Raw genomic sequence first — 20479 nt, forward strand, 5'->3', positions numbered from 1 at the left:
ATATTTTAATGTCTAATTGGAAATTAGATTTTTTTTATGAATCTGCGAAGGATGAAAACATAAAAAAAGATCTCGATCAAACGGTAAAAAACGTTATAAAAGTAAAAAATGAATACTATCAAAAACTATCAAATCCAGAATTAACACCTGAAGAACTCAAAAAATTCTTTGAAGAACATGATAAAGCCTTAGAAAAAGGGTTACTCGCAATACAATTTGCTCACTTAAACTACTCAAGATCTACAATAAATGAAGACGCACAAAAATTATTTTCATTGGCTATGGATTATGAAACAAAAATTGATATGGAATTATCTTTTTGGAAACCTGTTTTATTAAAACAATCGGAAGAAAAACTAAAAGAACTCATGAATTCAGAAGAATTAAAAGACTATAAACATGTAATAGTAAAACTAATACAATCAAAAGAACATATACTAAGCGAAGAAGCTGAAAGAGTTATATCTGCACTCGATAATTCATCAAGAAGTGCTTTTGGAGAATTATATGGAAGACTAACAAACTCATATGAATTTCAAGTAACGATAGATGGTCAAATAAAAGAAATGACAGGCCCACAAGTTAGATCTTTAAGAATGAACCCAGATAAAGAAATAAGAAAAAATGCTATGAATGAATTCTTTAACAGATATGAAAAAGACAAAATAATAATAGAAAATATTTATTCATCTATTGCAAAACATTATGACACAGAATCCAAATTAAGAAACTTTAAAGAACCTATATCGATGAGAAATCTTGCAAATGAAGTAGATGATGAAATAATAAAAACAGTAATAGATGTAACAACCAAAAGAACACCTATGGTACACAAATATTATAAATGGAAAGGCGAAAAACTTGGAATAGATATGACTTTAGCTGATATATATGCTCCTATGTCAAAAGTAAACAAAGAATATACCTTTGAAGAATCAAAAAAAATAGTTCTCGAATCCTATTATGAATTTGATGAAGAAGTTGGAAAAATAGTAGAATCATTCTTTGATGATGGCAGAATAGACTCAGAAATAAAAAAAGGTAAAAGAGGTGGTGCTTTCTGTTCATATATCATTCCTAATTACAAACCTTTTGTACTGATGAACTTTACTGGGAATATGAGAGATGTTATGACACTTGCACATGAACTTGGACATGGAGTACATGGAACATTATCTTCAGATCAAAACATGTGGAACTATCATACACCATTAACTATGGCTGAAGTAGCTTCTGTATTTGGAGAAATGCTCGTCATGGACAAAGTATTACCAAATTTATCCGAAGATGATAAACAAGCCTTTATAGCCTCAAAAATAGAAGATATGTTTGCAACTATGTTTAGACAAAATATGTTTGCAAGATTCGAAATTCAATCCCATAAAATGATCCAAGAAAACGGTGGAGCAAACTGGGAAGAACTTTCAGAACTATATAAAAATGAATTAGAAATAATGTTTGGAGACTCAGTTAAAATGACAGAAGAATATAAATATGAATGGGCAAGCATACCTCATATATTCAATGTTCCATTCTATGTTTATGCATACAACTTTGCAAATTTAATGGTAATAGCCTTATATGAAAAATACAAACAAGAAGGAAAATCATTCGTTCCAAAATACAAAGAATTATTGAGAAGCGGAGGAAAAGACTCTCCAGAAAAATTACTCGAAAAACTCGGAATAAACTTAAAAGAAAGATCTTTCTGGGAAAAAGGTTTTGACTTTGTAGAAAGAGAATTGATAAATAAATTAAAATAATAAAATTTTCAAACCTTTACAAAAAAACAAAAAGATACCTCCAAAAAAATTGGAGGTATCTTTATTTTTAAAAATTATATAAACTTTTTAATATTAGAAACAACTTCATTGACTTTAGATGGATCTTTCCCACCAGCTTGAGCGAAATCAGGTCTTCCACCGCCACCGCCACCTAAAAACTTAGCAATATTCCTTGCCATATTTCCAGCATGAAAAACATCAATGGCATCCTTAGAAACCTTCACAACAAAATTAACTTTATCTGACTTATTAAAAAGTATAACAGCACCACTTTTTACTTTAGAAAGCAAAGTATCACTTGTATTTCTTAAAACATCCGAATCAACATCCTCTAAAACTCCTATTATCAATGGCTTACCATCTATATCAACCGCTGAATTCATAAAAGAATCGAGATTAGATGTTGCAAGTTTTGATTCAAGTTTCTTTATAATTTTATCCTTATTTTTAGAATCTTCTAAAATAGAAACAATCTTATCATAAACACTATCAACTGTTCCATCTACAATATTATTTATACTCTTCAAAATAGTTTCATAATTATTAAAAGCTTCAAGAGTTTTAATACCTGTAATAGCCTCAATTCTCCTAATACCTGCTGAAACAGAAGATTCAGAAACAATCTTAAAAAGTCCTATTTCACCAGTATTTGAAACATGAGTACCTCCACAAAGTTCTGAAGAAAAATCTCCCATTTTAACTATTCTTACCTCATCACCATATTTTTCTTCAAATAAAGCTATAACATTCATATTTTTTGCCTCTTCAAGGCTTTTAACATCTGTTATAACAGGCATAGCTTTTAGAATTTGATCATTCACTATTCTTTCTATTTCAGAAATTTGAACATCTGTTAATCCTTCATAATGAGTAAAATCAAATCTAAGTCTATCAGGTCCGACATAAGAACCAGCTTGTTTAATATGATCTCCAATTACCTGTCTCAATGCCGAATGCAAAAGATGAGTTGCAGAATGATTTCTCTTAACATCATTTCTAAAATTTTCATCAACTAAAAGTTCCACATCATCATTCTTATCAACATTTCCTTTAACAACTCTAATTCTATGTGCAATTACTTCATTATAAACAACCTTAACAGATAAAACTTCGGCTTCAAAAGAATCATTTCTAATAATACCTCTATCAGAAATCTGACCACCTTTTTCAGCATAGAAAGGTGTATTTGAACAAATCAAATCAACCTCATTACCTTCAAAAGCAGAATCTATAAAACTGTTGCCATCTATCAAATACAATACTTTTGAAGAAGAACTTAATTTATCATAACCTTCAAAATTTGTTCTTAATAATTCTTCACCAACTATCTTATAAGCTTCATTCTTAGAATCATATTCTTTAGATCCAGCTGCAGATCTTGCTCTTTCTTTTTGTTCATTCATAAACATATCAAATCCATCTTCATCAATACTCAAAGAATTATCCTCTGCTATTTCTCTTGTTATATCAACAGGAAATCCATAAGTATCATAAAGTTCAAAAACAATATCTCCAGAAATAATATCTGTTTTTATATCTTTTATAATATTATTTAATTTTTCTATACCCTTATCAAGGGTCTCTAAAAATCTAGTTTCTTCAGCATCAATTATCTTATCGATAAAATCCTTTTTATCCTTTATTTCAGGATAAAAACTTCCCATATCCAAAATAACCTGATCAACTATATCATTAAAAAATTTATCCTTCATTCCCAATAAATTTCCATGTCTTATAGCCCTTCTTATAATTCTTCTAAGAACATACCCTCTACCTTCATTAGAAGGTAAAATTCCTTCTGAAATAATAAAAGCTGCTGCTCTTGCATGATCAGCAATAACTTTTATGGAAACATCCTTTTTATCATCTTGACCATAATTAACCTTCAAAACTTTTTCTATCTTTTTAATTATATTTGAAAAAACATCTGTATCAAAATTAGAATAAACATTCTGTATAGCTGCAGTAATTCTTTCAAGTCCAGCTCCAGTATCTATATTTTTTCTTTGCAATGGTGAAAAAGTTCCATTTTCATCTGCATAGAACTCTGTGAAAACTATATTCCAAATTTCTACAAATCTTCCACATTCACAAGCTGGTGAACAATTTGAAGAATCCGGACAATTATTTGTATATCCTGTATCAAAATAAATTTCACTCGATGGTCCACATGGACCAGTAGGTCCAACAGGTCCCCACCAATTTTCACTTTTATCAAATTTCATAATTCTATCTTCAGGAACACCTACAATATCTTTCCATATTTTAAAAGCTTCATCATCTTCTAAATAAACAGAAGGCCATAATTTATCCTCTGGCATATGCAAAACATCCGTTAAAAATTCCCATGCCCATACAATAGCTTCTTCTTTAAAATAATCTCCAAAAGAAAAATTTCCAAGCATTTCAAAAAAAGTCTGATGTCTTGCTGTTCTACCAACATTATCTATATCATTAGTTCTTATACATTTTTGACATGTTGTAATCCTTGTATAAGTAGGTTCCATCTTACCCCAAAAAATTGGTTTAAAAGGTACCATACCAGCAACAGTAAACATAAGTTGTGGATCATTAGGAACTAATGGAGAACTGGCAAGTCTTTTATGACTCTTACTTTCAAAAAAAGATAAAAATTTTTCTCTTATATCCTTATAGCTCATCCATTCCATAAAAATTCCTCCCAATTAAAAATCAATAAAAATAGAAGGCCTTCCTTCGACTTCAGTATTGATCTCCTTATCTACTTTTTTAAAATATTTTATATCTGGTTCATCTAGATCATATACGACATACAATCTTTTATTATATTCTTTTAATATGATATTAGAGTCTATCTTTGGATTCAACAATTCTTCATTTTTTAAATCATCTATAGTTAAACTCTTATCTTTTCCTTCGATTAAAACATACTGAATTGTAGCACTCTGAACTTGCCTCATCTCCGTTAAAATCTTTGTAGCATTTGCTTGCTTAATAACACCACCAACAACTGGAACAGCAATAGAACCTATAATTGCTATTATTCCAAGAACTATCAAAACTTCTAAAATAGTAAAACCTTCCCTACCCTTCATAAACAATTTCATAACCCCCTTATGAAACTATTTAAATCCAGAATATTCTCAATAAAAAATACCACATTGGAGTAACCATTAAAAGGCCATCTATTCTATCCAACAATCCACCATGTCCTGGAAGAATATCGCTTGAATCTTTTACATTATAATGCCTTTTAAAAATTGATTCAATTAAATCTCCAACAGTATCAAAAACGCCAACCATTATGGCAAAAAATATCATATAAAATGGATTTATTATATTCTTAAAATTAAGATAATTTCTAATCATTTCAAACAAAAAAATATAGACATAAGTACCAAAAATTCCACCTATAAAACCTTCCCAACTTTTTTTAGGTGAAAATGTTGGTGATATCTTATGCTTTCCAAAGTTCAAGCCAAAAAAATAAGCCGCAGCATCATACATCCAAACAGAAGTCAATGCTAAAATAGCCATACTTGAACCATAATTTATATGAAGCATAAAAAAATTTGAAAGAAAAAAAGAAATATATAAAAGGCTAATTGCTCCAGCACTTATAAGTTTTTTAGCCATTCTTATATCTTTTATATTCAATAAAACACTAAAACTCAAAACAAAAAATGCAAGAAAAAATATAGTTTCTGCCTCAAAAGGCAATATACCCTGATACTCTGCTTCAATTGCAAAACCATATATCAAAGATGCAGTTCCAACTAATAAAGTCATAAAAAGCTTAAAAACATTCTTATCTTTAAGCTCTTGAGAAGCCATCTCTATAAACTCAAAAGAAGCCAGCATAACTATAGTAGTAACCAACCCTATTAAAGTAGGATAAAGCAAAAAAGATAAAACCACTACTGGCCCTATAATAAAGCCTGATAGAGATCTGATAAAAATATCTTTTTTATTCACACCCATTTTCATCACTCCTGTTTATACCGCCAAACCTTCTAACTCTTTTATTATAAACTTTTAAAGCTTTAATATACTCTTCATAATCAAAATCTGGCCATAAAACATCAGTAAAATAAAATTCAGAATATGCTGATTGCCATAATAAAAAATTACTCAAACGCTCTTCACCAGAAGTTCTAATTATAAAATCAGGATCTGGAACATCATTCAAATACAAATTAGATAATATATCCTCTTCTGTAATAAAAGATTTCCCCTGTGATATAAGTTTATTAACACTATCAACGATCTCCTGTCTTCCACCATAATTCAAAGCCATTATTAAATCTATTTTATCATTATTTAAACTCTTATTTTCTATTCTCGAACAAGCATTTTGAACTTCTAAAGGCAATTTATCTATCCTACCAGAAAACCTCATTCTAACGCCTTTAGATATAATTTTCAACATTCTCGTTTCAAGATATTTAACAAACAACTTAAACAAAAAATTAACCTCAGACTCCGGCCTCTTCCAATTCTCAGTAGAAAATGAATATAGGGTGAGATACCTCACCCCTAAATCTGCAGACCATTCTATTACATTTTCAGCAACTTGAGCACCAACTTCATGCCCAAAATTTCTTTTCTTTCCTTTTTTTTGAGCCCATCTTCCATTACCATCCATAATAATTCCAATATGATTTGGTATTTTCAAATCTTCTATAATCAAGATTCCATGATCTCCTTTTCTTTTTTAGCAAAAATTTCATCAACTTTCTTTTCATGATCCTTCAAAATATTTTGAATTTCATCTTCAACCTTTTTTGCATCATCCTCAGGAAGATCTCCATTATCTTTATCTTCTTTCACAAGTTTAAGTTCATCTCTTCTAATATTTCTCAAAGATACTTTAGTATCTTCAAGCATATCTTTCGCAATCTTAACCCATTTCTTTCTATCCTCAACAGTTGGAGCAGGAAAATTAACTCTAACTACAACACCATCATTAATAGCATGAAGACCAAGATTAGAAGAATTTATAGTTTTCTCAATCTTTTCAAGTAAAGATTTATCCCAAGGTGTTATAGAAACAGATCTATCTTCACCAACTGTAACAGTTGAAGTCTGACTTACAGGAGTTGGAGCCCCATAATAATCAACCATCATATCTGCAAATAAAGATGCAGAAGGTCTTCCTGTTCTCAATTTTTTTAATTCATCTCTTAAATGATTTACACTCTTTTCCATTTTATCGGTAACTGATTTGGAATAAGCATTTTTAGCCATCAATTCCACCTCCAATTAGTATTAAAATATTCATTATATTATATCATATTTGACAATAATATGAAATACTCTTTCACAATACTACAAACATAAAAATTAGAAAAAAGTTATAAAAAATAGTTTTAAAAACAAAATTAATAATAATTAACTCTAAATAAAAAAATTCAAATTTTAAAAAATAGAAAAATTAATGTAAAATAAAATGAGAAATGATTCATATATCAAGAGGTGAAAAATATGAAAATGGGCAAAAAAATAATAATATCAAATATGATATTATTCATAAGTGGATTCATAATATTTTTTATTATCATGCAGAACCAATTAAAAACGGAGATAGAAAGATATAATATACAAATACTAAAAAATAGCACAGATTTAAAATATGAATATTTCATGGATTTTTTTGAAAATCTTGAGCAAGATCTAATACTACTATCTAAAAGACAAGAAATATATAAAACCTTAAACATGATGAACTATAATTATCAAAACAACAAAATACGCTATAAAGAAGATTTTCAAAAAAATTTAAAAAATATATACATCGAAAAAAATCCTTTTAAAGAAAAAGAAAAAATGAAAAGTTCATTCGATATAGATGAAATACTTCCAATAGAAACCATACAAATGATAGCTGAATATGATACTTTACATGAACAAATACAAAAAATACTGTATGAAATAATAATTCAAAAAAAATATGATGATATAAAATTCATATCTTTAGATAAAGATATAATATACACAACAAAAAAAGATTCTGATTTTGCAAAATCCATAAAAAATGAAAATGGTCCATTAAATGATTTAATCAAAGAAATATCAGAAGATGAAAACAATAATATCCATATAACAGACTTTTATGAATACAATGATAAAATAGTCAGTTTCATTGGAATAAAATTAACCGATGAATACTCAAGTTCATTGGGTTATCTAATAATACAAATAAACAATAAATTAATAGATGAAATAATGAATTCCAAACAATCAAACACAGAAACCTATATAGTTGGTAAAGACAATCTTATGAGAAATCAATCAATATATACAAATAAACCAACAACATTAAATCAAAAAATACAAACTGAACAAGTAAAAAATGCTTTAAACAATCAACAAGGAAATATGATATCAAAAAACTATTTAAATCAAAAAGTAATAAGCACGTATAAACCATTCAATTATAAAGAAATAAACTGGGCAATAATAGGCGAAACTTCTTATCAAATACTTGATCAACAAATACAGAAACTTATAAAACAATTCATACCAATATTGATAATCATAATAATCATTATAACTATTACAGGATTCATAATATCCAAAAAAAACATAGACCCAATAACAAAATTAAAAGAAAACATAGACAAATTTTCAAATGGAGATCTAACTCAATCATTCAAACAAAAAGGCAATTATGAAATAAATTCTATAAGTAATTCACTGAACAAAATGTCAAAAACATTAAATCAATCAATAAATCAAATATATCAAAAATCTAAAAAACTTGAAATCATATCTTCAAAAATAAAACAATCATCCCAAGACATATTCGATGAATATGAAAAAACAAAAAACAGTATAGAAAATTTAGATAAAGATTCACAAGAAACAACCGCCTCAATAGAAGAAGTAAGTTCTTCCATACAAGAAATGTATTCAGCTTCAAATGAAATATATGAAAATATAAAAGATATAAATAAAAATATGGAAAATCTAAACCATATAAGTTCCGATACACAAGACAATATAGAAAAAATAAAAAATATATCACAAATCACAAAAGACCAATCATCCAAAAATAAAAAAATAGCCTTAAAAATTGAAGATAATATAAAACAATTAGAAAAAATATTAAAAGTACTCGATACAATATCAAAAAACACCGATTTACTGGCATTAAATGCATCAATAGAAGCTGCACGTGCTGGAGAAGCAGGAAAAGGATTTGCGGTTGTAGCACAAGAAGTAAGAACACTTTCAACAGAAAATCAAAAATTTAACAAACAAATAGAAAAAATAATAAATCAAATAAAAGAAGATTCAAAAATAAATCTTTCAGAATCGCAAAAAACTAATGAATTAATAATAAACACTGAAGAATATACAAATAACATAAAAACAACTTATAAAAAAATGGAAAACAAAATAGAACAAACAATAGAAAAAACAAAAAAAATAGAACATTATATAAAAACATTAAACACAATAAATGGAGAAATAGCAGAATCGATGACAAGTGCAACTAATGCAATAGATTCAATATCTAATAAAACAAATTCAATAGCTCAAACATTAAAATTACAAAATCAAAAAAACACTGAAAATAAAGAACTTTCAGACCAGGTAAAAAAATTAACAGACGATTTAAAATCAGAATTCAAAAAATTTATATTATAAAGAGAAAGCAGAACCTAAAAAGGTTCTGCTTTCATTTTCTATCGAATGAAAAACTATAACAATCATCAGAATCATGATATAAACTATAAATCTTTTTAATCTCATCGATAGAATCTAAAAAAGCCCCAATTATAATTGGATCAAATTGTTTCCCACGTTCATTAATTATTATTTTTAAACTATCTTCAAAAGAAAAAGAATCTTTATAAGGCCTCTCAGAACAAAGTGCATCGAAAGTATCAGCGACAGCGAGTATTCTACCAGAAATTGAAATATCATTACCTCTAAGTCCATTTGGATAGCCAGAACCATCATAATTTTCATGATGATGCAAAATAATATCTTCAGCAGTCTTAAAAAAATTCATATCGATAGCGGGATGCATATTCTTCTCAATAGATTTCAATAAATCGTAACCAATCAAAACATGTTTTTTAATCTCTTCAAACTCTGATTCGGTAAGTCTTGATGGTTTAAGCAAAATACTATCAGAAATTCCTATCTTACCAATATCATGTAAAGGTGCAAACCAAAATATTTCTTTGATCAAATCTTTACTATTTATAATACCTTTATCAAAAAGTCTCTCAGCGATAATCTTTGAATAATGTGCAACCCTCTTAACATGTGCACCGGTTTCAAGATCTCTTGTTTCAAGAATTTCAATAAGTCCGTTCATCGTCGTATTAACCATCTTAAAAGCCATAAATTTATTCAAAAGGCTATACTTTATAACATTAGTAAACAACTCAAAAATATATAAATAAGAACTATCATAAAATGATTCTTCATAATTAAAAACACTAATAACACCCAAAAAATCACCATTATTAATAATAGGTACAGCCATCATAGACTTATTTCCATTCCCATAAAAATCTGACAAAAACTCATCATCTTTAAAAATAGAAATATCATCAACAACAATACTTTTACTACTCTCCATAATATTTTTCATGAAGAAACTAATATTTTCATTAAAAAAATAACTGCAATCATCTTTTTCAGAATTAAATAAAATATTGCAATCTTGATTCAAAAAATAAAAACCCATAGTATCAACATCAAAAAAATTATTCAAAAAATCTTTTAAAAATCTCAGATAATCTTCAATATAAAGGACCTCTTCTGAATCAGAAAAAAATTTATTCAGCTTTTTTTGATCATTTATAAAGTTTTTCATCCCCACATAGCCTTTAATATGCTTTAAAAAGAAAGATATCATTCAAAAACCTCTTTCCGGACCCCTATAAAAATATAATAAAAATAGAATAATAAACTATATATGTATACACAACTAAATATTACATTATATAAAATGATATAACAAAAAAACATGTTTTCTAAAATATAATCCAGAATAACGTTATAACAATTAAAAAAAAATTTACATCAAAAAAACTCATATAATGTATACACTCAATTTGTTAGTATAAAAAAGATTTAAAAATATATCATACTTAAATTAAGAGGTGGGGCCAATGAAAAGTATAGAAAAAGCCATATATGAAATACACAAATATGGTTTTTTTGCACAAAATTTGAGGGATTATTTAAGCAAAAATTTTTGTAATAAAGATTTGAAAATGTATATACAAATAAAAAACATATACGATGTCTATGAATTCGAAAATACAATACTAAAAATAAATCAAAATATATCCAAAATCAAAAACAAAAACATATACTATATGTTACTTGGATTAAAAATGATGTCTCTATTCAGCATAAAGGATCTCGATTATATAGTATATTACAAAATACTAAAAAAATCACAAAAAAAAATGCCTCCAATGTCAAGAGATATATTAAAAGGTATGTTTCTATACATAGAATCAAGAAATGGGGGATTAAAACAAAGCAAATTCTGGGGAAGTTTTTCATCAGATGATTATCTTTATATAAACTTCTTATTTGGAAAGGCTGATGGATATACAAATATATCAAAAAGAAAAAAAATACTCTCTGAAGTGGCCGTCAAAGCCAAAAAAATACCAAATCCATCTTTAATAAACGCATCATTGAACAATCTTTTAACTTTAGAAAAAAGCGATAAATTAAAATGCATAATATCAAAAATAAATCTATACTATGCATCCTATTACTTTTCAACTAATAGAAAAATAATAAATGCTTATCAACAATATATATATACTTTAAAAGAAAATGATAGTTTCATATATTATATGGAACTATATATATTCTCTTTAATGATAAAAAATGAAAAAGATGAATTTCAACAAAATCTAATAAATACAGACACAAAAGAAACTATAAAAAAATTAGAAATAGACAAAAGTTCTTATTCAATAACAAATGAAGATATAATAGAAATAAAAAAATATATAAAAAAAAATAATCTTTCAAAAACGGCAAAAAATCTTGGATTATCCAGAAGAACTCTTTATAAAATTCTAAATGGAGAAACAAAAAGAATAAAATCGCAAACGATATATAAAATAATGGAAGAAGATGAAACATATTTCAAAAATCAAATAGAACAAGAAAGATTCAAAATAATATTAGACGAAAATATCGAAGAAATTCTATTCAATGCAAAAAAAATAAAAAAAGAAACAATAATAATAAATATACTCTCTACAATGATGACCCTAGAAGATCCAAATTTAAATAGATTAAAAAGACTCATAAAAGCCATAAAAAACACAGATATAAAAAAATTAAAAATATCCGACAAAATAATACTATTACAAGCTACCGAAGAGTTCGAATCTCCATTTGTAAAAGCAAGAAAAGATCTTGTAAAAAAAGCTTTTGAAAAAATAGACAATAAAACCATATACAAAATATATGAATACTACACACAAGATATAAATCTTCAAGAAAGAAAAATTCTAAGTCAAATAATATTTGGAATAACACGTTTCAAAGACACAAATTATGAAATGAAAAATCTCTACCCTTTACCAAAAAACAAACACTTCAAAAATAAAGATGTAAATAAAGCATTATGGAATATATTTCCAGAAAAAAAGCGTGAAAAAGCTTTCAAAATATACATAAATTTAATAAAAAAAATAAAATAAAAAAGACATGATCAGAAAAACTGACCATGTCTTTAAAATTAAATGCAAAGCTTATCTAAATAACTCTTTATCAAATCAAGTCTATCATGATTCATATCAATTGCCTTTCTCAAATGACTTGAAAAATCCGTAGTAGTTCTAATACCCTTATCATAAAAAAAATCAAGTTTTTTCAAAGCCTTAGTAAAATCATCTGTATATATCAACATATAAATATAGCATTCAAGAAGTTGAATATCATCAAAAGAATTATTAGAAATAGAAGAATTCAAAAGCTTCAAAGCTTTATCATAATTCAAACCTCTTTTAAACAAAAAACCTGCATAATTACCAGAAAAATAAACATTATCTTTAGAAACTTTCTCAGCTTTGATATAAAACTCATTTGCCTTATCATAATCACCCATCAAATCATAAGTAAAAGCAATATTAACAAACAAATCAGAACCCTCATACTCTTTATCATAATCTGCTGCATTAAAAAACATTTCAAGAGCCTCATCATATTTCTTAAGATTCAAAAAATTAACACCATAATTTATATAAAAATTCAAACTCAAAAAACCTGCAGAAAATGCCTTCTTATAAAATTTATCGGCTTCATCAAATCTACCTAAATTCCTTAAAACATCGGCATATTCAGAAAAATCAAAAGAATATTTCATATCAATAGCTTTTTCATAAAAAATTTTAGATTTATCATAATCTCTTATAAAATAAAAATAAAGATACCCAAGATGTGTAAAAAATTCCGGATTAGAATCTCCTTCAATTTCAAGAGCTTCATCTTTTATCTCTTCAAATCTATTAAATTGAAGATTCTGTGCTAAAAAATAAAGATAATCATAAAAAACATAATAATTATAACCAATATCAACAGCCTTATCAAACAAATCCATTATATCCCTTATAACTTCATTATTCTGCCATTTAGCCAAAGCATACTGATAATAAGCATAATAACTATCAGGCATAATATCAATCGCCTTCTCAAAATAAATCTTAGATTTATTATAATTCTTCAAAGCTTTCAAAACCATAGCATAATAAACATTAGCATAATAATTATAAGGATCTACCTTAAGAGACTTATCGAGATACTTCTTAGCAAGTTTATAATTATTCTCCTGAAAAAATAAAATTTTCGCATAAAAATAATTAAAAGTTGGATTTGTATTATCTATCCTCAAAGCTTTCTTAACAAGTTTTTTAGACCTATCATGATCATTAATTATATCCAACATAACTCCATAATTATAATAAATAAATGCATTATTCGGAAAACTTTCAATACCTTTATCATAAACTAATTCAGCCTTCTCAAAATTATTACTCTTCTCTAAAAAAATAGCATAATTAATTATCAAATCTGGGAAAACCTCTATTTCCAAAGCCTTTTCATAAAATTCCTCTACTCCATCTAAATCGCCAACATTTTCAAGATACTTGGCATATTCATAAAAAAGTTTAGCACTATCTGGAAATTTTTTAATAAATTTTTTAAACTCTTTATCTACCTTTTTTGGAAAAAATTTCTGTAAGAAAAATAAGTAATTAACATGTATATTATCAAAAAACGATAATTTCTTCATACCTTCTTTATAAAAATTCAAAGCCTTATCAGAATCATCAAGATGTTCATACAATAAAGCAAGATTATTAAAAGCAAAAATATTAGTATCATCCATTTCTAAAATTTTCTCATAATAATAAATAGACTCTTCAAAATTGTTCAAATCAGTCAAAAGTAATGCAAGATTCATATAAGCCATAACATAAGAACCATCATTTTCTATAGCCTTCTTATAAAATTCTTCAGCTTTATTTAAATCTCCTCTCTTCTGACATAAAAGTGCATAATTATAATATGCATGAGGATAATCAGGAAAATCAGAAATAATCTTCTTATAAAATTTCTCGGCTTCATCCTCTCTTCCAGTTTTTTCCAATAAAATACCATAATTATTATAAATATTCTTAAAATCTGGATTTTTACCAATTGCCATCTTATAAACGCTCTCAGCTTCATCATATCTTTCCAACTTTTCCAAAGCGAGTGCATACTCATTATAAGCCATATAAAAATTAGGATTTATATCTATAATCCTTTTAAAATAATCAGTAGATTCATCATAAAATCCAAAATTAACCAAAAAAATACCATAATTATATAATAAACTAATATTATCCGGAGACAAATTAATAGCCTTCAAATAATTCTCTTTAGCATTCCTAAAATCATTTATCAAAGCATAAGATTTAGCAATCTCACCAAAATAAAGATAATTAGTATCATCTTCTTCAATCGCCTTCTTTAAACAATCTATAGCTTTTTCATACTCTTTAAAATCATTCAATAAAAGAGCATACTCATAATAAAAATAATTATTTAAATCACCAAACTCCTTGTATCTCAAAAACATATCCATACTCTTATCAAAATCGCCATACTCTCTCAAAAAAATAGCGTATCTAATCAAAAGATAAGGATTCTTATCTTCATCAGAATCAAAAAGTTCTACAGATTTATTAAAAAATTTATTAGCTTCATCAAAATCTCCATAATCATACATCAAAAGAGCATAATTCTCGTAAACATATGAAGATTCATCAATCTTTAAAGCCTTATCATAATAAATTTTTGCCTTATCGAGATCACCAAGACTAAAATGCAAAAATCTTGCATAATTAAAAATAACCTCAAAATCATTATCAAATTTTTCAGCAGAAAGCTCCAAAATCAAAGCTGCTCTTCTTATATCAGATTCCTCTAAAAAAGCTTTTTTAACATCTTCATCATCAAAAAAAGAATCTACAAGTTCACTTATCTCTTCATTCGCTTTAACAAAATCACTATTATATTCTTCTATCTTCTCATATTCATTCTTCCAATAAAATTCAACCCTTGAAGAATTCATACTCAAAGAATCTATACCTAAAATATCTTTACACAATTTTTTAACAAAAATAGAATAATCTTCAACCTTTAAAAATTTCAAATACTCTTTATTAAGCATCTTAGCTAGATCATCCAAAACACCTACAAAATAAATATCAGTCTCATAATATTCCTTAAAATAATTCTTCAAAGCCCTATCCTCACTCGATACTCCTATTAAAACAGGAGTATAATTAGCCAAAATACTATCAAGAGTATTAGCCCAATTATGGGATAAAATATCAGAATTCAAATCAGTGTTCAAATTTATGATAGTAGGTTTATCAGTGGGAAAAGATAAAAATATAGAAATAGAATCCTTTGAACAAACAACAGGATTAACATTAGTATATTTATAAAAAGCCTCTTCAGAATACTTTGAAAAATATGAATTAACTAAAATATTACTATCTGTTTTTTCGCAAAATTTTGCAATATACCCCATAAAAACTTCATTAGTTTTTTCATTCAAATCTGAACCAATAAAAAAAGCATATCTCTTATGAGAAGATTTACCCGTAAGATATTCTATAAAAGTATTATAATCAATATTTATCATAAAAACACCTCTCATTATTTATATATATATCATAATAATAACAAAAAAATAATAACAAACTATAAAATTATACCACTTGACAATAAATAAAAAAAATATTAAAATATATATGAATATATGCTCATATATAGAGGTGAAAAAATGGAAAAAATAAATAAACCAGAAAAAAAAGAAACAGATGTATGTAAAAATAACATTGTACATAGAGACATACTAGAACAAATAAAAGATAAAATACCTGCAGATGAAATACTATTCGATCTTGCAGATTTCTTCAAAATATTTGGAGACACTACAAGAATAAAAATATTAAATCTATTATTTCAAGCAAAAGAATTATGCGTATGTGATATATCAATAGCATTAAACATGTCACAATCATCTATATCTCATCAATTAAGAGTTTTAAGACAAGCAAAAGTTGTAAAATACAGAAAAGATGGAAAAGTTGTTTATTATTCTCTCGATGATGAACATATAGAACAAATATTCAATACTGGAATGGAACATATCACAGAAGAAACATTTTAAAAAATAAAAAAATTGATATAATTTTTATTATATCTTATATATGAATAAATGTTCATATGTACATATTTAAAGGGGTGAAAAAATGGAAAAAACTCAAAAAACAAAATTATCCTTAGATGGTTTAAATTGTGCTAATTGTGCTGCAAAAATAGAAAATAAAGTAAAAAATTTAGATGGAATAAAAAATGTAGAATTAAACTTTATAACTAAAACCCTTTCTTATGAAAGCACAAATACAGAAGATATAAATAAAATAAAAAAAATAGTAAACAAATTAGAACCAGATGTAAAAGTATATGAAGAAGGAAAAAATGAGTTCCATGAACATTCTCATGAACATGAACACTCTCATACCCATACTCATGAACATGGAAATTTCAATCTAAAAAAAGAAATTATAAGAATAAGTATTGGATTAATATTTTTTATAGCAGCAATAATAACAAATCAACAAATGATAATAAAAATATCATTATATCTTGCAGCATACCTAATAATAGGTGGAAAAGTACTCATAAGATCTGCAAAAAATATAATGAGAGGAAATGTATTCGATGAAAATTTTCTAATGGGAATTGCTACTATAGGAGCTTTTGCAATAAAAGAATATCCCGAAGCAGTTGGAGTAATGCTATTCTATGAAATTGGAGAATTCTTACAAAACTTAGCCGTTGATAATTCAAAAAAATCCATAAAATCTCTTTTAGATATAAGACCTGATTATGCAAACCTAATAAAAGGACAAAACATAGAAAAAGTAAGTCCTTCACAAGTAAAAGTAAATGACATAATAGTTGTAAAACCTGGAGAAAAAGTCCCTATGGATGGAAAAATAATACAAGGTCAAACAATGATGGATACCTCTGCAATAACAGGTGAATCAGTACCAAGAACAGTAAAAGAAAACGATGAAATACTAAGTGGATTCGTAAATCAAAATGGACTAATAAAAGTAAAAGTTGAAAAAGAATTTTCAGAATCGACAGTATCAAAAATACTAAATATGGTAGAAAATGCATCTGCAAAAAAAGCTAAAACAGAAAAAATGATAACAAAATTTGCAAAATATTATACTCCGGCAGTAGTATTCTTTGCATTGGGACTGGCTACTATACCAGTATTGATGGGCGGAACATTTTCTGATTGGCTTTATAGAGCTTTAATATTCCTTGTAATATCATGTCCTTGTGGACTCGTTTTATCAATACCTCTTGGATACTTTTCAGGAATAGGAACTCTATCAAAAAAAGGTATACTAATAAAGGGCGGAAATTATTTAGAAACCATAAAAGACCTCGATACAATAGTATTTGATAAAACAGGAACAATAACACAAGGAGTCTTCGAAGTTGTAAAAATAAAACCAGAGAACATAACAAAAGAAGAATTATTAAAAACAGCTGCATATGCTGAAAAACATTCAAATCATCCCATTGCTCAATCAATAAAAAAAGAATACAATCAACAAATAGATGAAACAAAAATAAAAAAATATGAAGAAATATCAGGACATGGAATAAAAGCTAAAATAGAAGAAAAAACTGTACTCGCTGGTAATTCAAAATTAATGGAAAAATTTGGAATAAATTACAAAGAAAACAATAACTCTGGAACAATAGTACATATAGCCATAAACGGTCAATATTCTGGATACTTAGAAATATCAGACAAAATTAAAAACGGTGTAAAACAAACTATAAAACAATTAAAACAACTTGGAATAAAAAACACTGTAATGCTTACAGGTGACAATAAAAAAGTAGCTCAAGCAGTAACAAAAGAAGTAGGTATAGATGAATACTATGCAGAATTATTACCAGATCAAAAAGTTCAAAAATTTGAACAAATAAAAACAAATAAAAAAATAGCCTTCATAGGTGATGGAATAAATGATGCACCCGTACTAACGAGATCCGATATAGGTATAGCTATGGGAGGATTGGGTTCTGATGCCGCAATAGAAGCAGCAGATGCAGTTATTATGGATGATAATATACAAAGAGTTGTAGATGCTATAAAAGTATCCAAAAAAACTGCAAAAATCACTTGGGAAAACATAATAATAGTACTTGGAGTAAAAATAGTATTCTTAAGTCTCGGTGCACTTGGAATGACAAACATATGGGGTGCCGTATTTGCAGATGTTGGTATAGCATTAATAGCAGTATTCAATTCCTTAAGAATATTTAAAAACTAAAAATTAAAATGGACTATTCTGATACAAATCAAATCAGAAAAAGTCCATTTTTTTATATATCAAATGAAATTTAAATCCTCCAACAAAAAATACGATATAATATAAGTAAATACATCATAAAATGGGGGTTAAAAATGAGACGTCAAATAAACCAAATATCTCTATTATTAAACATATTATGTATAATATATCCCATATTGAGAATATACTATCCAAATCAAATAATAGAAATAATAGCTACAATAACAATACCATTCACACTCTTATTAAACTACTTCATAGTATACTTATATAATTTTAAAAGATTAAAAGCATATAAATATCCAAGAATATTTTTAAAAACATCTATAATAGGTCTATTAATGATAATCGCAGGAAACTTCTTAAAAGGGGCTTCATATTCATCCCAAATAAAACAAACATGGCATATATGGACTATAATATACATAGGATACTACTCAATATTCATAAGTGCTATATACAACAACATAAAAACACTTGGATACAATAAATACTTCATAAAAATAAATAATAGCAAAAAAAACATAATAAAAAATTTAATATCATTAATATACATATTAATGATAATCGCAATAACCATAATAACTTATACAAAAATATATGTTTCAACCATTGAAATGATAATACCAGAACTCTCAATAACCTTTGCAATAATAACTATACCTTTAGGATTACTTATATACTCTACAAATCCAAAATCAGAAATAAACAAAAAAATCTCTGTAATATTCATAATAATATTCTCAATACTATTAACAATACCATTAATAGCTAATCTAACAAATATAAACAAAATAGATCTAAAATTTTCAAATACATTTGGAAATCAACAAAACTCAAAATTCAGAAAAGTTCATTTCTCATTCACAGATTATCTACTTGGAATAAAAATACCAGAAATAGAAATAAAAAAAGATATTACCTATTATAAAGATACAAAAGGTTATGAAAACAATATAGAACTAAAATTTGATGCATATATACCCAAAAACAAAAATAAAGAAAATCCTGTAATAATAAGAATACATGGTGGTTCATGGGTTGGAGGAAACAAAGGATTCTATAATATGCTACAAATAAACAAATATTTTGCATCACAAGGATACACTGTATTTGATATACAATATGGATTAACAAATACATCCATATTCTCAAAAAATTCAGAAAAAATAAAAAATAGAACTGGCAATTTCACAATAGATGATATGATAAAACATATAGGATATTTCACAAAATACCTCGAACAAAACAAACAAAAATATAATGCCGACACCTCAAAAGTAATAATAAGTGGAGGATCTTCAGGAGGACAACTTGCAACAGCAATTGCTTTAAGCTATGAAAATGAAAAATACAAAAACTGGTATGATCAAAACATAAAAATAAAAGGTATAATACCTTTATATCCAGCGTATACAATAGCTTCAAAAATAGGAATAGAAGGAGAAAAAGAACTAATATCACCAGAAAAATTAATAAACAAAAATAACATTCCCATATTGATATATCAAGGAACAAAAGATACCTTCGTTCCAGAAGAAATAATAAAACAATTCGAAAAAAAATACTCAGAAAACAATAAAATAATGACAATATATTTTCCATACTCTGGCCATGCAAACGATATATACTTTGAAGGATATTATAATCAAATATTCTTATACTATATGGAAAGATTCATACAATACTCAATATCAAAATAAAGATGCTTTGGCATCTTTATTTTTTTACAAATACAATAATTTGATATAATATAATAATGCTAAAAAA

Annotated in this window: 13 protein-coding genes; 6 read left to right on the top strand and 7 right to left on the bottom strand. The window is 26.4% G+C overall.

The genetic code is table 11. The features are described from left to right. The first annotated feature begins 8 nt into the window (after window positions 1-8). Window positions 9-1763 (top strand): M3 family oligoendopeptidase, encoded by a 1755-nt coding sequence (locus C7380_RS06155; RefSeq protein WP_109604617.1) that lies wholly within the window; start codon window positions 9-11, stop codon window positions 1761-1763. Between the two features lie 74 nt (window positions 1764-1837). On the opposite strand, the gene alaS is transcribed toward C7380_RS06155, so the two are convergent. From alaS to frr, 5 genes are read right to left on the bottom strand one after another with little or no spacing between them, the layout of a single operon-like run. Beyond that, window positions 1838-4453: an alanine--tRNA ligase gene (gene alaS / locus C7380_RS06160; protein WP_109604618.1), complete on the bottom strand. Its 2616-nt coding sequence runs from the start codon at window positions 4451-4453 to the stop codon at window positions 1838-1840. 15 nt (window positions 4454-4468) lie between these two features. Next, window positions 4469-4858: a type II secretion system protein gene (locus tag C7380_RS06165; RefSeq protein WP_158274806.1), complete on the bottom strand. Its 390-nt coding sequence runs from the start codon at window positions 4856-4858 to the stop codon at window positions 4469-4471. Between the two features lie 31 nt (window positions 4859-4889). After that, window positions 4890-5744, bottom strand: coding sequence for a phosphatidate cytidylyltransferase (locus tag C7380_RS06170; RefSeq protein ID WP_158274807.1), 855 nt, complete (start codon window positions 5742-5744; stop codon window positions 4890-4892). After that, entirely contained in the window at window positions 5731-6453 is a 723-nt protein-coding gene (gene uppS, locus C7380_RS06175; RefSeq protein WP_240597541.1) for a polyprenyl diphosphate synthase, read from the bottom strand. Before uppS ends, C7380_RS06170 begins: the two co-directional genes overlap by 14 nt. Continuing rightward, the gene (gene frr, locus C7380_RS06180) at window positions 6450-7010 is read right to left on the bottom strand and encodes a ribosome recycling factor (RefSeq protein WP_109604621.1); all 561 of its coding nucleotides are present in this window, start codon (window positions 7008-7010) and stop codon (window positions 6450-6452) included. Before frr ends, uppS begins: the two co-directional genes overlap by 4 nt. Before the next feature lie 237 nt (window positions 7011-7247). On the opposite strand from frr, the gene C7380_RS06185 reads away from it, so the two are divergent. Then, on the top strand, window positions 7248-9416 hold the full coding sequence (locus C7380_RS06185; RefSeq protein ID WP_109604622.1) for a methyl-accepting chemotaxis protein: 2169 nt from the start codon (window positions 7248-7250) through the stop codon (window positions 9414-9416). Window positions 9417-9447: 31 nt separating this feature from the next. On the opposite strand, the gene C7380_RS06190 is transcribed toward C7380_RS06185, so the two are convergent. Continuing rightward, a complete protein-coding gene (locus C7380_RS06190) occupies window positions 9448-10599 on the bottom strand; it encodes an HD domain-containing phosphohydrolase (protein ID WP_206050539.1) in 1152 nt (383 codons plus the stop codon). Window positions 10600-10897: 298 nt separating this feature from the next. Between C7380_RS06190 and C7380_RS06195 the strand changes: the two genes are divergently transcribed. Beyond that, window positions 10898-12463: a hypothetical protein gene (locus C7380_RS06195; protein ID WP_109604624.1), complete on the top strand. Its 1566-nt coding sequence runs from the start codon at window positions 10898-10900 to the stop codon at window positions 12461-12463. A gap of 38 nt (window positions 12464-12501) precedes the next feature. Here C7380_RS06195 and C7380_RS06200 read toward each other — a convergent pair whose 3' ends face one another. Further along, complete coding sequence (locus C7380_RS06200; protein WP_158274808.1) at window positions 12502-15960, bottom strand: tetratricopeptide repeat protein; 3459 nt, start codon at window positions 15958-15960, stop codon at window positions 12502-12504. Between the two features lie 141 nt (window positions 15961-16101). Here C7380_RS06200 and C7380_RS06205 point away from each other — a divergent pair, with 141 nt between their 5' ends. The 3 genes from C7380_RS06205 to C7380_RS06215 all read left to right on the top strand — a co-directional run bounded on the left by C7380_RS06205 (window position 16102) and on the right by C7380_RS06215 (window position 20412). Then, window positions 16102-16491, top strand: coding sequence for an ArsR/SmtB family transcription factor (locus tag C7380_RS06205; RefSeq protein ID WP_109604626.1), 390 nt, complete (start codon window positions 16102-16104; stop codon window positions 16489-16491). Window positions 16492-16573: 82 nt separating this feature from the next. Next, entirely contained in the window at window positions 16574-18688 is a 2115-nt protein-coding gene (locus C7380_RS06210; protein WP_109604627.1) for a heavy metal translocating P-type ATPase, read from the top strand. 134 nt (window positions 18689-18822) lie between these two features. Continuing rightward, window positions 18823-20412, top strand: a complete 1590-nt coding sequence (locus C7380_RS06215; protein ID WP_109604628.1) for an alpha/beta hydrolase — start codon at window positions 18823-18825, stop codon at window positions 20410-20412. Window positions 20413-20479: the final 67 nt, after the last annotated feature.

Source organism: Oceanotoga teriensis (assembly GCF_003148465.1).
Lineage (GTDB): Bacteria > Thermotogota > Thermotogae > Petrotogales > Petrotogaceae > Oceanotoga > Oceanotoga teriensis.